Consider the following 14,141-nt stretch of genomic DNA (forward strand, 5'->3'; position numbering starts at 1 on the left):
CGCTTTCCCCAAAAAAATCGGCGCGCCCGGGAACGGGACGCGCCGTGAGGCCGCGCGGGCGGGAGGAGGTCGATCACCCGCGCTTGAAAGGTGGATGGAGCGCGATCGGCCGCCGGTCCGAGGATTTCGGACCGGCGGACGGGACCGCGTCGGAGGAGCCCTAGAAGCTCATCCGCAGACCGACCACGTATTGGCGGCCGGGCTTGTAGTAGGTGAAGGTCGCGTTGTCGTACTGGAAGTGCGAGCGCAGCTTTTCGTTGGTCAGGTTGGTCACGTTGAAGGTCAGCTGCGGGGCGTTCTTCATGCCGAGGATCTTCTCCAGATCGTAGCTCGAGGAGAAGTCGGTCTGCTTGTAGTCGTCCGCGAACAGGGCGGCGGCGGTGACGCCGTTCTGGTTGGCGCCGCTGGACTGCGAACCCTTCCGGTAGACGTGGCTGAGACGCAGGCTGACGCCGTTGTGCTCGTAATAGCCCGTCAGGTTGTAGGTGTACTTGGCAACGCCGTAGGCGATGGCCGGACCGTTGCTGGTCTGGTCGACGATGGTGGCGTTGGCGTTGACGCCCAGACCCTCGACGCCGAAGCGGCTGGTCAGGAAGTCGAGCGGCTGCACCCACTGGAATTCCAGGCCGTTGATCGTGAGCTTGTTGGGCACGTTGATCTGCGACTGGATCTGCACCTGAGCCTGGGTCGGGCCGCCACGCGAGTTGATGGCCGTCTTCTGGGTGTCGTTCAGGGTGTCGTAGGTGATGCCGTACTGGGCCAGGGCCGAGAACGGCTGGGTCACGACGTTGTTGGTCGTGAAGCCGGTCAGCGACTTGCGGAACGCGTTGACCGCGATGACGCCTTCCTGGCCGGTGTAGAACTCGAAGCCCAGGTCGATGTTCTTCGAGAAGTACGGCTTCAGGGCCGAGTTGCCGATCGTGGCCTGGTCGGCCGACGGCGCGCCGAAGCTGACGCCCGGAAGTTGGGCGGCGGGGTCCGGACGGGTCATCGTCTCCGACACCGCCACGCGGGCCACGGCGTGCTCGCCGACGTCATAGGCGATGTTGGCGGCCGGCAGCCACTTCGAATAGGTGTTCTCGGTGTAGACGAAGTTGGTGATGTTCGGATAACGCGCGCCGTCCGGCAGCTGAGCGCCGCCCGGCAGGGTGTTGCGCGGATCCGCCAGCGAGACGCGGCCGCCGATCGTCTGCTTGGTGTGGACGTAGCGGACGCCGACATTGAAGCGCAGGTCGCTGTCCATCACCTGGGTGACGCCGTTCAGCTCGGTATAGGCCGCGCTGTTCTTCTCGTTGATATAGCCGCCGCTGGCGCCGGTGTTGGAGCCGCCGGTCTCCGGCGAGGCGTCATGCAGCTTGTCGTAACCGGTGGCCTGCTTGACCTTGTCCCAGTCGACCGTGACGAAGCCGGCCGGGCCGGGCTTCAGGTAGCTGGCCAGGTTGGCGGTCGGGATCAGCGAGCCGCCGTAGGTCAGCGTGCCGGTCTGGCCGGCCGTGGCGCCCGTGCCGTAGCCCGGATAGGTCGGATAGCCGGCGGGAGCGGCGCCCGGCTGGTTCAGGCCCTGGCACGGCGGGGTGCCGTTCGGCGAGGTCAGGTTGATGCTGGGGTTGTTGCCGCAGGTCGCGTTCTGCCACGGCGTGGTGTTGTCGTAGCCGCGGATGGTGCGCGAGACGTCGTCATAGTTGCCGCCGAACTTCAGGTTCAGCTTCTCGTCGCCCCAGGTAATGGCCGCGCGGGCGCCCTTGGTCTCGTACCAGCGCTTCTCGTCCTGCATGTTCAGGCGACCGCCGGTCCAGACGTAGTTGGCCGGGTTGTTCAGGTCGACGCTGCTCTTGATCGTCGGCGGGCCGTTCGGGTTGTAGGTGTAGTCCACCGTCGTGCCGACGCCCAGGGCGGTCACCGGACCGAAGGTCGGGCTTTCGCGATGGAAGTTGCTCTTGGTGTAGTTGGCCTGGGCCTCGACCTTCAGCTTGTCGTTGATGCGCCATTCGCCGCCCGGATTGATCCCCCACAGCTCGGTCTTCTCGAGATAGGGACGGAATTCCAGGAAGAACTGCGAGTTGGCGTAGGTGCCCTGAGTGACCGTGCAGCCGGCCGAGCAGTCGGTCTTGTCGTACTTGGTGTTGGTCGGGATGATCGCGCCGTTGCGGACGATCCAGGCGATGTCCTCGCGCAGAAGGTCGTTCTTCTTGTAGCCGTACATCCCGTCGATATAGAAATTGACGTTGTCGTTCGGGCGCCATTCCAGGCTGCCGACCAGGTTGAGGCGGTCGCGGCGGCCATACTCGGCCGACGGACGGCCCAGGCGCGGCAGCAGGCCGTTGTCGATCTGCTGGATGGTCGCGCCGGGGTTCTTGGACAGCAGGAAATCGCGGTCGATGACCGTGCCGGCCACCAGGCCCGCGCCCGCGCCGACCGGCACCGTGGCCGGGATCGTCCAGTTGCCGCCGCCCGTGGCGTTACAGCCGCTGGTCGCGCCGCACTGGGCCGCCGACAGGTTCGGATTGGTGAAGCCGATGGTCTCGTAGCCGCGCGTGTCGGTGTGCAGGCGTTGGCCCGAAACCCCGAACAGGACGCCGAAATTGTCCCAGGTCTTGCTGGCGATCACCGAGCCCTTGCCGCCCAGCTTGGCGCCGTCGGGCTTCACGCCCTGGACGTTCATCGTCAGGTGCTGGCCGGGGCGGTCGAACGGACGCGCCGAGCGCATGTCGATATTACCCGCCGCGCCGCCTTCCAGCAGGCTGGCCGAATAGCTCTTGTTGACCGTCAGCTTGGTGAAGAGGTCGGTCGGGAAGAACGAAAGGTCGACCGAACGGTCGGTGCCCTGCGCGTCGGTGGCGCCCGAGGAGGCCACGGCGATCGAGGCGCCGTTCAGCGTCACGTTGGTGAAGTTCGATCCCAGGCCGCGGATGGCGACGTTGGTGCCTTCGCCCGTGATGTCGCGGGTGATGGTGATGCCGGGGATGCGATTGAACGACTCGGCGATGTTGGAGTCGGGGAACTTGCCGATGTCCTCGGCGAAGATGGCGTCGGCGAAGCCGGTGGTCTCGCGCTTGGCGACGGTCGATTGGGCCAGGCTCTTGCGATAGCCGGTGACGACGATCTCGTCGACGGCGGTGTCCGCGGCCGGCGCCGGGGCGGTCGTCTGAGCGTAAGTGGCCTGGGCAATCGCCAAAGTGGTCAGGCAGGTCGCGCCGATCAAGGCCAGGCGACGAACGGACCCGTGGTGTCGAATGGACGACATGTTTCTCTCCCCATGACAGTGCTCTGAGCACTTGTTTCGTTGTCGCCGTACGGCTGATCGGCCGCCCCTTCCCGGTTGGCCGACGATTACGCTCCGCTTGGCGGTGGTAGCGGTCACACTCGACACGGTTACGAGGTAAGTCCTCTCAAGTCAATGTGGTCTGACCTCGCTGTCATGCCCCTTTCACAAGCTTCGCGGGGAGTGAGGCGCCAGAGCCACGCTCACGCGCCGGCCGAGGGAGACCCGTTCGCGATCCTGGCGTGTTCAGGAGGCGTTGGCGGCCGCGCGGGCGAGACGACGCCGACGCGCCGCGCGACGCGGCGGACGTGGGTTCATCGTCATAAAGGGTGTGAAGGCGCCAGACCGGAGCCGTTCATCGATCCGGCTGGACCGGAAACGGCCCTAGTTCCAGCCGGCCGGGCGCTCTGGGTCGCGGCGCGCGGCCGGCGCGTAGCGATGACCCCTGTTCACCCGCCGCAGCGAGGCCGGGTACCGGTGCAGCTGGGCGTCGGGGGCGGATCGGCCGGGGCACCAGACCGCCGCCGCAATCTGGGCAGATCTCCTCGAACCGGACGTCCGCGCAGTCGGCGCAGAAGGTGTGCTCGAAGGTGCAGATTCGGCCGCGGCGCTGGCCGGCGGCAGGTCCGCGTCGCAGCACTCGCAATTGGGGCGCAGTTCGAGCATGGGGCCGTCCTCCCGTGTTCGTCTGGTGCTTCAGGTCTTTTGCGCCTGGAAGCCTTGTACCATAAGGGCTTTTGAGCCCGTCGCGCGAGGGTGCGCGTTCGTCGATCACGGGAATGTGGCGCCAAGCGAAATCCGCGTGATCAGCGGGGGTTGACCCCCTGCCCCATAGCCCCTAGACACCCCGCCGTTTGCGCGGCGGGCAGGGGTTACCCCTGGCCCGCTTTTTTGCAAAAATGAACATCCGTCAGAATGCGTCAGGAGCGCTCCACAGAATGTCCCAAGACCTTCTCCCCGGCGTCGCTCTTCTTCCAGGCGTCACCGGCGTTCTGGCCCTGGCCGACGGCACGATCCTGCAGGGCGTGGGCTGCGGCGCGGTCGGCGACGCGGTCGGCGAGGTGTGCTTCAACACCGCCATGACGGGTTATCAGGAGATCCTGACCGACCCGTCCTACATGGCTCAGATCGTCGCCTTCACCTTCCCGCACATCGGCAATGTCGGCACGAACGCCGAGGACGTCGAGCAGATCACCGGCGTGGCCGAGACGGCCGCCCGCGGCGCCCTGTTCCGCGAGGTCCCGACCGAGCAGGCCAACTGGCGCGCCAACAGCGACTTCGACGCCTGGATGAAGACCCGGGGCGTCATCGGCCTGGCCGGCGTCGACACCCGCGCCCTGACCCGCAAGATCCGCGAGACCGGCATGCCGCATGGCGTCATCGCCCATTCGCCGGACGGCAAGTTCGACCTCGAGGCTCTCGTCGCCAAGGCCAAGGCCTGGGCCGGCCTGGAAGGCCTCGATCTGGCCAAGGACGCCTCGACCACCCAGACCTTCACCTGGGACGAGGGTCTGTGGTCCTGGCCGGAAGGCTACGCCAAGCTGGACAAGCCCAAGTACGAGGTCGTGGTCATCGACTATGGCGTGAAGCGCAACATCCTGCGCGCCCTGGCCCATGTCGGCGCCCGCGCCACGGTGGTGCCGGCCTCGACCTCGGCCGAGGACATCCTGGCCCGCAACCCGGACGGCGTGCTGCTCAGCAACGGCCCCGGCGACCCGGCCGCGACCGGCGCGTACGCCGTGCCGGAGATCCAGAAGCTGGTCGAAAGCGGCAAGCCGGTGTTCGGCATCTGCCTGGGCCACCAGATGCTGGCCCTGGCCCTGGGCGCCAAGACCGTGAAGATGGAACAGGGCCACCATGGCGCCAACCACCCGGTCAAGGACCTGACCACCGGCAAGGTCGAGATCGTCTCGATGAACCACGGCTTCACCGTGGACAGCGAGAGCCTGCCCGCCCCGGTTCAGGAGACCCACGTCTCGCTGTTCGACGGCACCAACGCCGGCATCCAGCTGGCCGACAAGCCGGTGTTCAGCGTCCAGCACCACCCGGAAGCCTCGCCCGGCCCGACGGACAGCCTCTATCTGTTCGAACGCTTCGCGGGGCTGATGGACAAGGCGAAATAGGGTTCGACGGCGGTGTTCGGGATCGAAAGCATCGAACCCAACACCGGCCTCGAGCGCCTGCGGGCGCTCCACGACTACGCGCTGTTTCCCGAACTGTTCGACGCCATCGCCGACGGCGCGATCATCTATTACGAACCGGCGCTGCGCGAGTTCACGCTTCCCAACGCCGACGGGGTGTCGGCCTATGTGCTGAACCACTGCCCGCTCACGGGCCGTCGCCTGCCGCCATCCCTGCGCGACGAGTGGTACGACGCCCTGGAGGCCGCGGGCGCCATTCCCGTCGACGCGGCGCCGCCGGTCGACTTCCTGGCCCCGCCCGCCTACCGCGCCGACGCCTGGTGGCGCGACACCGATCTGGCCAAGCTGGACTGAGGGGCTGGACTGAGCGGGCAGGCTGGACCGGGGGCCCGCGCGGCCGTTCCGACGGGGCTTTCCCCCCCTCATCAGGCCCTCGGGGCGCCTTCTCCCGCAAGGGGAGAAGGCAAAGGGGGGCCGCCTCCCGCAAGACTAGGGGGCAAAGCGGGAGGCGGCGGCCAGACACCCTGGGCAAGGGGGGCGCACTTCGGGCGTCTGGCGGGGCGCGCTTGTCCAGGCCCGGGGGACGCCCCGAGCGAAGACAGGCCTTTAACGCTGGAACTGAAAGACTGGGCGCTCAGACCTTGAGGTCGAGCAGACGCTTGTTCATCTCGTCGGCCACGCGAACCACCGCCGCATTGGCCTTGAAGTCGGTCGCGGCGCCGATCTGCTCGGTGCGCTCCTTGACGTAGTCGACGTCCCCGAGACTTCTCAGCGGCCTGGGCGTCCGAAGCCGCGACCCGCTGGGCCGAGGCGTTGAGCCGGTCGGCGGCGGCCATCATGCCCGAGGCGGCGATTGAGAGAGCCTGCATGGGGTGTCTCCGTTCTACCCCTTGGTTATCCGGCCGGTTGGGTTAAGAGCTTACAACCAAAAATGGTAAAATTCACACCTTGGTCATCTTTTTTAGCGGCGGTTAACCTTTTGAGCGGCCCTTTCCGGGTGACCGCGACAGGGTGAATCTTCCGCCAACCAAACCCAGCGCGAACGCCGTTTTCGCAAGGCGCGCGCCCCCGCGGCGATGCGAGGCGTCAAGGCCGCCGTCGGCGCAAAACCCGTCCAACATTACAAAACGTTCAGGCTCGGCCGTATCGACAAGCCGTCATCGTCCCGACATGGTTCGCCCCTTCGCGGGCCGGGGGCGGTCCGCTCCCCGGGAGTCTCCTTAGAAATGTCGTTCACGCGTCGTGTCGCGCTCGCCAGCGCCGCCCTGCTCATGGTGGCGCAACCGGTTCTCGCGGCCACACCGGCCAAGCCCGTCGCGGCGGCCCAGAAGATCGCCAGGAAGGCCGCGCCGGCCTCGGACTTCGTTCCCTCGCCCGAGGCCATCAAGGCCCACATGACCTTCCTGGCCGACGACCTTATGGAAGGCCGCGAGGCCGGCACGCGCGGCTATGACATCGCCGCCAACTATGTCGCCGCCCAGTACGCCCTGCTCGGCGTCAAGCCGGCCGGCGACAAGACCGCGACCGGCGTCTCGTACCAGCAGCACGTGCCGCTGATCGCCTTCCGCGGGGCCGGCGAGGGTTCGTTCGGCCTGACGGGCGCGGACGGCCAGACGGTCGCCCTGAAGTACGGCGAGGACTATCTGCCAAATCCGCAGGCCCAGGCCGCCGACCTGAAGGTCGACGCGCCGCTGGTCTTCGTCGGCTATGGCCTGGTCAACCCGGCCACGGGCCGCGACGACTACGCGGGCCTCGACGTGAAGGGCAAGATCGTCGTCATGCTGAACGGCGCTCCGTCGTCGCTGCAGACCGAGGAACGCGCCCACTTCGCCAACCCCAACACCAAGCGTGAGGAAGCCGCCAAGCGCGGCGCCATCGGCGTCGTCACCCTGTCTAGTCCCAGCGCCGAGAAGCGCCGTCCGTTCGCGGCCGGCGTCGGCATGATGCGCGGCTGGCGGGTGATCTGGCGCGACGCCAACGACGTCGGCGCCATCCGCGCGCCGGCCGCCCCGGCCCTGGCCTCGATCAGCCAGGCCGGCGCGGCCAAGCTGTTCGCCGGCGCCCCGGCGGCCCTGGCCGACGTAATGGCCCAGGCCGAGAAGCCGGAGGGCGCGGTCAAGGGCTTCGCCCTGACCTCCAAAGCCAGCATCGTCCTGAAGACCGAGATCGAGAAGCGCGAGAGCAGCAACGTCGTCGGCCTGATCGAGGGCGCGGATCCGGCCCTGAAGGCCCAGACGATCATCCTGTCGGCGCACCTGGACCACATAGGCGTCCGTGAGAACGCCAAGCCCGGCGAGGACAAGATCAACAACGGCGCGCTCGACAACGCCTCGGGCATCGCCACCCTGCTGGAGGTCGCGCGCGGCTTCAAGAACAGCAAGGTCAAGCCCAAGCGCTCGATCATCCTGCTGGCCGTCACCGGCGAGGAGAAGGGCCTGGTCGGCTCGGACTACTTCGCCAACAACCCGACCGTGAAGAAGGCCGACATCGCCGCCGACGTGAACCTGGACATGCCGGTGCTGCTGTACCCGTTCACCGACGTGATCGCGTTCGGCGCCGATCGCTCGACCATCGGCGAGGCCGTCAAGCACGCCGCCGGCCGCGTGGGCGTCGCGCTGTCCGGCGACCCGATGCCGGAAGAAGGCCTGTTCACCCGCTCGGACCACTACCGCTTCGTCGAGCAGGGGATCCCGTCGGTGTTCCTGATGACCGGCTTCCAGAACGGCGGCGAGGCGGCCTTCAAGGGCTTCCTGAAGGGCAACTACCACCACCCGGGCGACGACCTGAACCAGCCGATCGACTACCAGGCGGCCGCCAAGTTCGCGCTCGTGAACTACGAGATCGCCCGCGAGCTGGCCAACGCCCCGGCCCGTCCGGTCTGGAAGAAGGGCGACTTCTTCGGCGGCACGTTCGCGCCAGCGGGGCATCCGTCTTCCGCCAAGTGATTTGGGGCGAAGTAAGCCGGGCTGAAAAGCACGATTGACCCGGAGGGCGGCGGAAGGGATTCTGCCGCCCTCTTTGTTTTTGATGACGGACCTGCAAAGCGTGACCGCCCGCACTGGCGCCTTCCTGAAGATCGGCGTGATCGCGCCGGCCATCATGGTGGCCGACGTGGCGCTGGCCCAGCGCCTGTTCCCGGGCTTCGACGCCGGGGCCCAGTTCATCAGCGAGCTGGGCGGCCCCAAGGCGCCCCTGCCCGAGATCTTCAATTACGGCATGATGATCGCCGGCGTCGCGGGCCTGCTGGCCGGCGCCGGCTTCACCCACGCCCTGGAGCACGCGGGCGGCCGGCGCCAGGTCTCGGCCTTCGCGGGCCTGTTCGTGGCGCTGACGGGTCTGGGGGCCTTCTTCGCCGGCGTGTTCCACTGGCCCGACCCCATGCATCGCGCCTGCGGCGTGGGCCTGGCCATGCAGTTCGCCCCGCTGTTCACCGCCTGGGCCCTGTGGGGCAGACCGGGCTATCGGCGGCTGGCCCAGTTCTCGCTGGGCTGGTTCTTCGGCCTGCTACTGGTCTTCGCCCTGCTGACCGGGGTGTGGAACGTCCGCACCGGCTACGACGTCGGCTACTGGCAGCGCGGCCACGCGTTCCTGGGCCTGCTGTGGCTGGCCATCGCCGCCTGGAGCCTGGAGAAGGGCTGGAAGGCGAGCGCCCTGGCGACCGAGCCGGCGGCGGTCTAGGGTCTCCCGACAACGGGAGAACGCCCACCATGACCGGATATCGTTTCGCGACCCTCGGATTGGCCGCACTGGTCCTGACCGCCTGCTCGCAGCAGAAGACCGAGGACCAGCCGGCCGCCACGCCGACCCCGGCCGTGGGCGACGAGACCCGCGCGCCGGCCGTCACCCCCGCCGTCCCCGCGCCCGTGGCCGCCGCCCCCGACGAAGGCGCGACGGTCGGCGGCGACGGCTCGCAAATCCAGCTGTCGGACCTCACCCTCGCCGACCAGCAGGCCCATCCGCTGAAGGGCGAACTGAGCTGCCATTTCCGCGACAAGGCCGGCGCCCTGCTGCTGGTCGCCTCGGGCTTCTCGGGCGTCAAGGAACCAGGCTTCGGCCTGGTCAAGGTGCTGGACTCCGTCGAGCAGGTGGTCGCGCCGGGCGGCTACGACGCCATGGTCAAGGGAACGGCCTTCGGCGGCCAGGGCAAGACGGTGACCATCGCGATCACCGGTCCGGCGACCGGCGGCGGCGAGTCGCCGCCCTCCCCCGCCACGCTGACCTACGACCGCGCCGACGGGGCCAAGCGCGTGTTCGCGGGGACCTGGACCTGCGGTCCGTAGGCGCCGCCTGGAGCATTTTCGACGAAGCGGACGGCGGTTCGCGCCGACCGCGATGCGAGCGCCCCCTACTCCGCCGACTCCATCGGGGTCGGGTCGCCGTCGTGCGAGATCAGCACCGCCAGCCAGCGCAGGTCGTCGTACTGGGCCAGGGCGTACATCAGGGCCAGGGTCAGCGGGATGGCCAGGAACGCGCCCGGTACGCCCCAGATGACCGTCCACATGCCGACCGCGATCAGACTGGCGGCCGGGTCGATGTTCTGGCTGTCGGCCTGCATCTTGGGCAGCACCAGATTGCCGACCACCGACGAGACGATCTGGATGCCGACGAAGACGGCGATCGCCGGCGTCAGACTGGGAAACTGCAGCAATGCGAACAGGGTCGGCCCGACGCTGCCAGCCATCACGCCCAGCACCGGCAGGTACGAGAACAGAAGGATCACCAGGCTCCAGAACAGGGCGTTGTCCAGGCCCACGGCGAACATCACCACGCCCGAACCGACCGCGATCATCAGGCCGGTGACCGACTGGACGTACATGTAGCTCTCGACGCCCGAGAAGCTGCGCTCCAGCACCGAGGCCAGACCCCGTCCGCCGCGCTCGGCGACGATCCGTTCGACGCGCTTCTCGATCATCGGCCTCGAGATCAGCAGGAAGAACAGGAAAATCAGGGTCAGGCCCAGCCCCGCCGAGGCGTCCTGGACGCTGCCCAGCAAGCGGTCGGCCAGGGGCGCGAGCTCGACCTTCTGGGCCAGGGACTCCAGGCTCAGGGTCCCGCCGCCGGGCGGGTGGACAAGGGCCAGCAAGTGGTCGATCCGCGCCAGCATGGCCGGCATCTCGGCGACGATCCGCGAGGCGCCCTCGATCACCATCGCCATGCTGGCGGCGATGATCCCGCCCACGATCACGGCGGTGATGGCGAACACCATCCAGCGCCGCGCCCTGGGCAGCAACCGCACGACCCGATCGCTCAGCGACGTGATCAGGATGGCCAGCACCAGCGCCAGGGTAAAGGGCCACAGCACGGCGCGAAACACGTACAGCAGACCCGCCCCCACGGCGAAGTTCACCAGAAAGGATGTGCCGGTCTTGCTCACTTGATCTCCGCGAATCCGGTTCGAAGGCGATCATCGCCCGCGCGCGACCGGATGTCCCTGGCCGAAGCGCCCGTCGCCACGCGCGCCTACCGCCAGGCGTAGTTGAAGCTGACGCTGATCCGCTGCTCGTCGGCCTGGTTGGTGGTCACCTCGTGGCGCAGCCAGCTCTCCCACATCAGCACCGCGCCGGCCGACGGCCTGACATAGATGAACGGCCGCAGGGTCTCGGGCGCGTCGTCGACGCGGGTCGGGGCCGCCATCATCATCGGCAGCCGCGGATCCTCGAACTTCAGGGCCGACGCGCCCGGCGGGATGGTGACATAGACCGTGCCGGAGATGACGCTGTGGGGGTGGATGTGGCCGCTGTGCGAACCGCCGGGCTCCAGGATGTTGATCCACAGGCTGTCCATGACCAGCTTGCCGCCGGCCAGGTCGAAGGCCAGGTCCTTGGCGAAGGCCGCCGCGTGCCTGTCCAGCTTCTTCTTCAGCGTCTCGAACAGGCTGTCGCGCTGCGGCAGGTCGTTCAGCGAGGCGTAGGAGGTATAGCCCAGATAGCCCTTGTTATAGGCCCAGGCCTGACCGGCCTCGTCGTCCTCGGCGATGGCGATGCAGGCGTCGTGCAGCTCGTCGATGAACGCCTCGGCGTCCTTGTCGCTGGCGAGGCTGGCTTCATAGAGCGGCGTGACGAAGAGCGGGCGCGTGGTCATGGACGGCGTCATAGCGCCCCTTGTGATTGACGACAAACCGCCGATGGAACATGATGAGAACATGAGCGTGACCATCACCCTTCCCGCCGAACTGGCCGCACGTCTCAAGGCGTCCGCCGAGGCCGAGGGCACGGACGTCAACACCTTCGCGCTCGACGCACTCCACGTGATGTCCGACGAGGATTGGGGCTACACGGACGACGACGCCTATTGGCGTGAACTGCGTACTCATTCCGACGAGGTCCTGCGCGACGGCGGTATTCCGCTCGAGGACGTCAAGCGTTGGGTCGCTTCCTGGGATACCGAAAACGAGTTGCCGCCGCCCGAGCCGAGGATCAAGGCCAGGGGATGAAATCCGTCGAGCTCGGCCCTCGCGCCAGACGTGACTTGACCAAGTTGCGGCGCTGGCTCCTGAACCGAGCGCCCTCAGCGGCCGACAGGGCCATCGACCTTATCCTGAGCCGGGCGGAGCAGCTCGCCGAGCATTCAGACCTCGGCCGCCGAAAATCCCAGAACATGCGAGAACTTTATGTCTCCTTCGGCGCTCACGGCTATGTCCTGCAATATCGTGCGCACCAGGACGCTGTCGTGATCCTCCGCATCCGACACAGCCTCGAACGTCGCTGAACGCGCCGGACTCGCCTATATCTGCCCCGTGACCGACACGACGACCGACACCCCCGCCTCCCCTCGCCTGTCCGGCGCCGCCCTGATCAAGGACGAGGTCACGCGCCTGCCCGACGCGCCCGGCGTCTACCGGATGATCGGCGAGGCCGACGAGGTGCTCTATGTCGGCAAGGCCAAGAGCCTGAAGAAGCGCGTCGTCCAGTACGCGCAAGGCCGCTTCCACACCAACCGCATCGCCAACATGGTCGACGCCACGCGGGCCATGGAGTTCATCACTACCCGCACCGAGGCCGACGCCCTGCTGCTCGAGATCAACCTGATCAAGCAGCTGAAACCCCGCTTCAACGTGCTGCTGCGCGACGACAAGAGCTTCCCCGAGATCGTCATCCGCCGCGACCACGACGCCCCGCAGCTGCGCAAGCACCGCGGGGCCCACACCATCAAGGGCGACTATTTCGGACCGTTCGCCAGCGCCTGGGCGGTGAACCGCACGCTGAACACCCTGCAGAAGGCGTTTCTTCTCCGCTCGTGCAGCGACAGCGTCTACGAGACGCGCGACCGCCCCTGCATGCTGCACCAGATCAAGCGCTGCGCCGCCCCCTGCACCGGCCTGATCGGCAAGGACGACTACCAGGCCCTGGTCGACCAGGCCGAGGCCTTCCTGCGGGGCAAGTCCCGCGCGGTGATGTCCAGCATGGCCAGGCAGATGGAAGAGGCCGCCGAGGAGCTGGAGTTCGAGCGCGCCGCCCGCCTGCGCGACCGCATCCGCGCCCTCTCCAGCGTCGCCCAGGAGACCCAGATCAACCCCGAGACCGTCGACGAGGCCGACGTCGTGGCCCTGCACGTCGAGGGCGGCCAGGCCTGCGTCCAGGTGTTCTTCTTCCGGGCCGGCCAGAACTGGGGCAACCGCGCCTATTTCCCGCGCGTCACCGGCAATGCTGACGAATCCGAGGACGAAACCACCACCGAGGAGCAGCGCATCCTCACCGCTTTCCTCGGCCAGTTCTACGACGACAAGCCGATCCCGCGCCTGATCCTCTCCAACCTGCGGCCGGCCGAGGCCGAACTGCTGTCCGAGGCCTTCGCCCTGAAGAGCGGCCGCAAGGTCGAGATCGCCGTCCCCAGGCGCGGCGAGAAGGCCGACCTCGTTCAGCACGCCCTGACCAACGCCCGCGAAGCCCTCGGGCGAAAGATGGCCGAGGGCAGCGCCCAGACCAAGCTGCTGGCCGGCGTCGCCGAGGCCTTCAAGCTGGAGGCCCCGCCCGAGCGGATCGAGGTCTATGACAACAGCCACATCCAGGGCACCAACGCCGTCGGCGGCATGATCGTGGCGGGCCCCGAAGGCTTCATGAAGGGCCAGTACCGCAAGTTCAACATCAGGAGCACCGAGCTCACGCCCGGCGACGACTACGGCATGATGAAGGAGGTGCTGAAGCGCCGCTTCGCCCGCCTGGTCAAGGAGGAGGAGGACGGCGACAGCGACAACCGCCCCGACCTCGTGCTGGTCGACGGCGGCAAGGGCCAGCTGGACGCGGCCCTGGAGATCATGGCCGACCTGGGCGTCGACGACATCGCCGTGGTCGGTGTGGCCAAGGGCCCCGACCGCGACGCGGGGCTGGAGCGCTTCTTCATCCCCGGCCAGACCCCGTTCATGCTCGAGCCCAAGTCGCCGGTGCTCTACTACCTGCAGCGCCTGCGCGACGAAGCCCACCGCTTCGCCATCGGCGCCCACCGCACCCGCCGCTCCATGGACCTGAAGAAGAACCCGCTCGACGAGATCGAAGGCGTCGGCCCGGGCCGCAAGAAGGCCCTGCTCCACGCCTTCGGCTCAGCCAAGGGCGTCGGCCGGGCCAGCGTCGAGGACCTGGTCAAGGTCGAGGGCGTCAGCCAGGCCCTGGCCGAACGGATCCATCGGGTTTTCCGCAAGGGGTGAGGACCTCCCCGCCCCCTTGCGGGAGAGGGTGGCCTGAAACGCCGGGCGAGGGGTCGCGCGAGCCCCGCCCGACCCGCAAGGGGAAAAGGACGCCCTC

Annotated in this window: 11 protein-coding genes and 3 pseudogenes; 8 read left to right on the top strand and 6 right to left on the bottom strand. The window is 67.9% G+C overall.

Annotation, left to right across the window (positions count from 1 at the left end; genetic code table 11):
* Nucleotides 1–160 precede the first annotated feature (160 nt).
* Both ACHMW8_RS01545 and ACHMW8_RS01550 read right to left on the bottom strand, forming a co-directional pair.
* Nucleotides 161–3,244 carry a TonB-dependent receptor gene (locus tag ACHMW8_RS01545; protein ID WP_125155692.1) on the bottom strand — a complete coding sequence of 1,028 codons (3,084 nt, stop codon included), beginning with the start codon at nt 3,242–3,244 and terminating at the stop codon, nt 161–163.
* Nucleotides 3,245–3,646: 402 nt separating this feature from the next.
* Nucleotides 3,647–3,928 (bottom strand): annotated as a pseudogene (locus ACHMW8_RS01550) (DUF1272 domain-containing protein).
* Between the two features lie 272 nt (nt 3,929–4,200).
* On the opposite strand from ACHMW8_RS01550, the gene carA reads away from it, so the two are divergent.
* Nucleotides 4,201–5,385 (top strand): glutamine-hydrolyzing carbamoyl-phosphate synthase small subunit, encoded by a 1,185-nt coding sequence (gene carA, locus ACHMW8_RS01555; protein WP_395444551.1) that lies wholly within the window; start codon nt 4,201–4,203, stop codon nt 5,383–5,385.
* Between the two features lie 12 nt (nt 5,386–5,397).
* On the top strand, nt 5,398–5,757 hold the full coding sequence (locus ACHMW8_RS01560; RefSeq protein ID WP_125155689.1) for a DUF6980 family protein: 360 nt from the start codon (nt 5,398–5,400) through the stop codon (nt 5,755–5,757).
* A 115-nt stretch (nt 5,758–5,872) separates the two neighbouring features.
* Here the strand turns inward: ACHMW8_RS01560 and ACHMW8_RS01565 are convergent.
* Both ACHMW8_RS01565 and ACHMW8_RS01570 read right to left on the bottom strand, forming a co-directional pair.
* Nucleotides 5,873–5,977, bottom strand: a pseudogene (locus tag ACHMW8_RS01565) (hypothetical protein); the annotation flags it as partial.
* 60 nt (nt 5,978–6,037) lie between these two features.
* A pseudogene (locus ACHMW8_RS01570) lies at nt 6,038–6,272 on the bottom strand (flagellar hook protein FlgE).
* Nucleotides 6,273–6,629: 357 nt separating this feature from the next.
* Here ACHMW8_RS01570 and ACHMW8_RS01575 point away from each other — a divergent pair.
* Genes ACHMW8_RS01575 through ACHMW8_RS01585 form a run of 3 tightly spaced genes read left to right on the top strand, consistent with a single transcriptional unit; the run spans nt 6,630 to nt 9,683 of the window.
* Nucleotides 6,630–8,348 carry a M20/M25/M40 family metallo-hydrolase gene (locus ACHMW8_RS01575; protein WP_395444552.1) on the top strand — a complete coding sequence of 573 codons (1,719 nt, stop codon included), beginning with the start codon at nt 6,630–6,632 and terminating at the stop codon, nt 8,346–8,348.
* A 34-nt stretch (nt 8,349–8,382) separates the two neighbouring features.
* Nucleotides 8,383–9,081 (top strand): DUF998 domain-containing protein, encoded by a 699-nt coding sequence (locus ACHMW8_RS01580; RefSeq protein WP_125155686.1) that lies wholly within the window; start codon nt 8,383–8,385, stop codon nt 9,079–9,081.
* 29 nt (nt 9,082–9,110) lie between these two features.
* Nucleotides 9,111–9,683 (top strand): hypothetical protein, encoded by a 573-nt coding sequence (locus ACHMW8_RS01585; RefSeq protein WP_125155685.1) that lies wholly within the window; start codon nt 9,111–9,113, stop codon nt 9,681–9,683.
* A gap of 65 nt (nt 9,684–9,748) precedes the next feature.
* Here ACHMW8_RS01585 and ACHMW8_RS01590 read toward each other — a convergent pair whose 3' ends face one another.
* Both ACHMW8_RS01590 and ACHMW8_RS01595 read right to left on the bottom strand, forming a co-directional pair.
* Nucleotides 9,749–10,777 carry an AI-2E family transporter gene (locus tag ACHMW8_RS01590; protein ID WP_395444553.1) on the bottom strand — a complete coding sequence of 343 codons (1,029 nt, stop codon included), beginning with the start codon at nt 10,775–10,777 and terminating at the stop codon, nt 9,749–9,751.
* Between the two features lie 86 nt (nt 10,778–10,863).
* Nucleotides 10,864–11,484, bottom strand: a complete 621-nt coding sequence (locus tag ACHMW8_RS01595) for a TIGR02466 family protein (protein WP_125155683.1) — start codon at nt 11,482–11,484, stop codon at nt 10,864–10,866.
* A 61-nt stretch (nt 11,485–11,545) separates the two neighbouring features.
* Between ACHMW8_RS01595 and ACHMW8_RS01600 the strand changes: the two genes are divergently transcribed.
* The 3 genes from ACHMW8_RS01600 to uvrC are packed head-to-tail and all read left to right on the top strand — an operon-like array spanning nt 11,546 to nt 14,044.
* Nucleotides 11,546–11,836: an antitoxin gene (locus ACHMW8_RS01600; RefSeq protein WP_395445862.1), complete on the top strand. Its 291-nt coding sequence runs from the start codon at nt 11,546–11,548 to the stop codon at nt 11,834–11,836.
* Complete coding sequence (locus tag ACHMW8_RS01605) at nt 11,833–12,111, top strand: type II toxin-antitoxin system RelE/ParE family toxin (RefSeq protein WP_395444554.1); 279 nt, start codon at nt 11,833–11,835, stop codon at nt 12,109–12,111. Before ACHMW8_RS01600 ends, ACHMW8_RS01605 begins: the two co-directional genes overlap by 4 nt.
* Nucleotides 12,112–12,130: 19 nt before the next feature.
* Entirely contained in the window at nt 12,131–14,044 is a 1,914-nt protein-coding gene (uvrC, locus tag ACHMW8_RS01610; protein WP_395445863.1) for an excinuclease ABC subunit UvrC, read from the top strand.
* Nucleotides 14,045–14,141 lie beyond the last annotated feature (97 nt).

The organism is Caulobacter sp. UC70_42, assembly GCF_044056025.1.
Classification (GTDB): domain Bacteria; phylum Pseudomonadota; class Alphaproteobacteria; order Caulobacterales; family Caulobacteraceae; genus Caulobacter.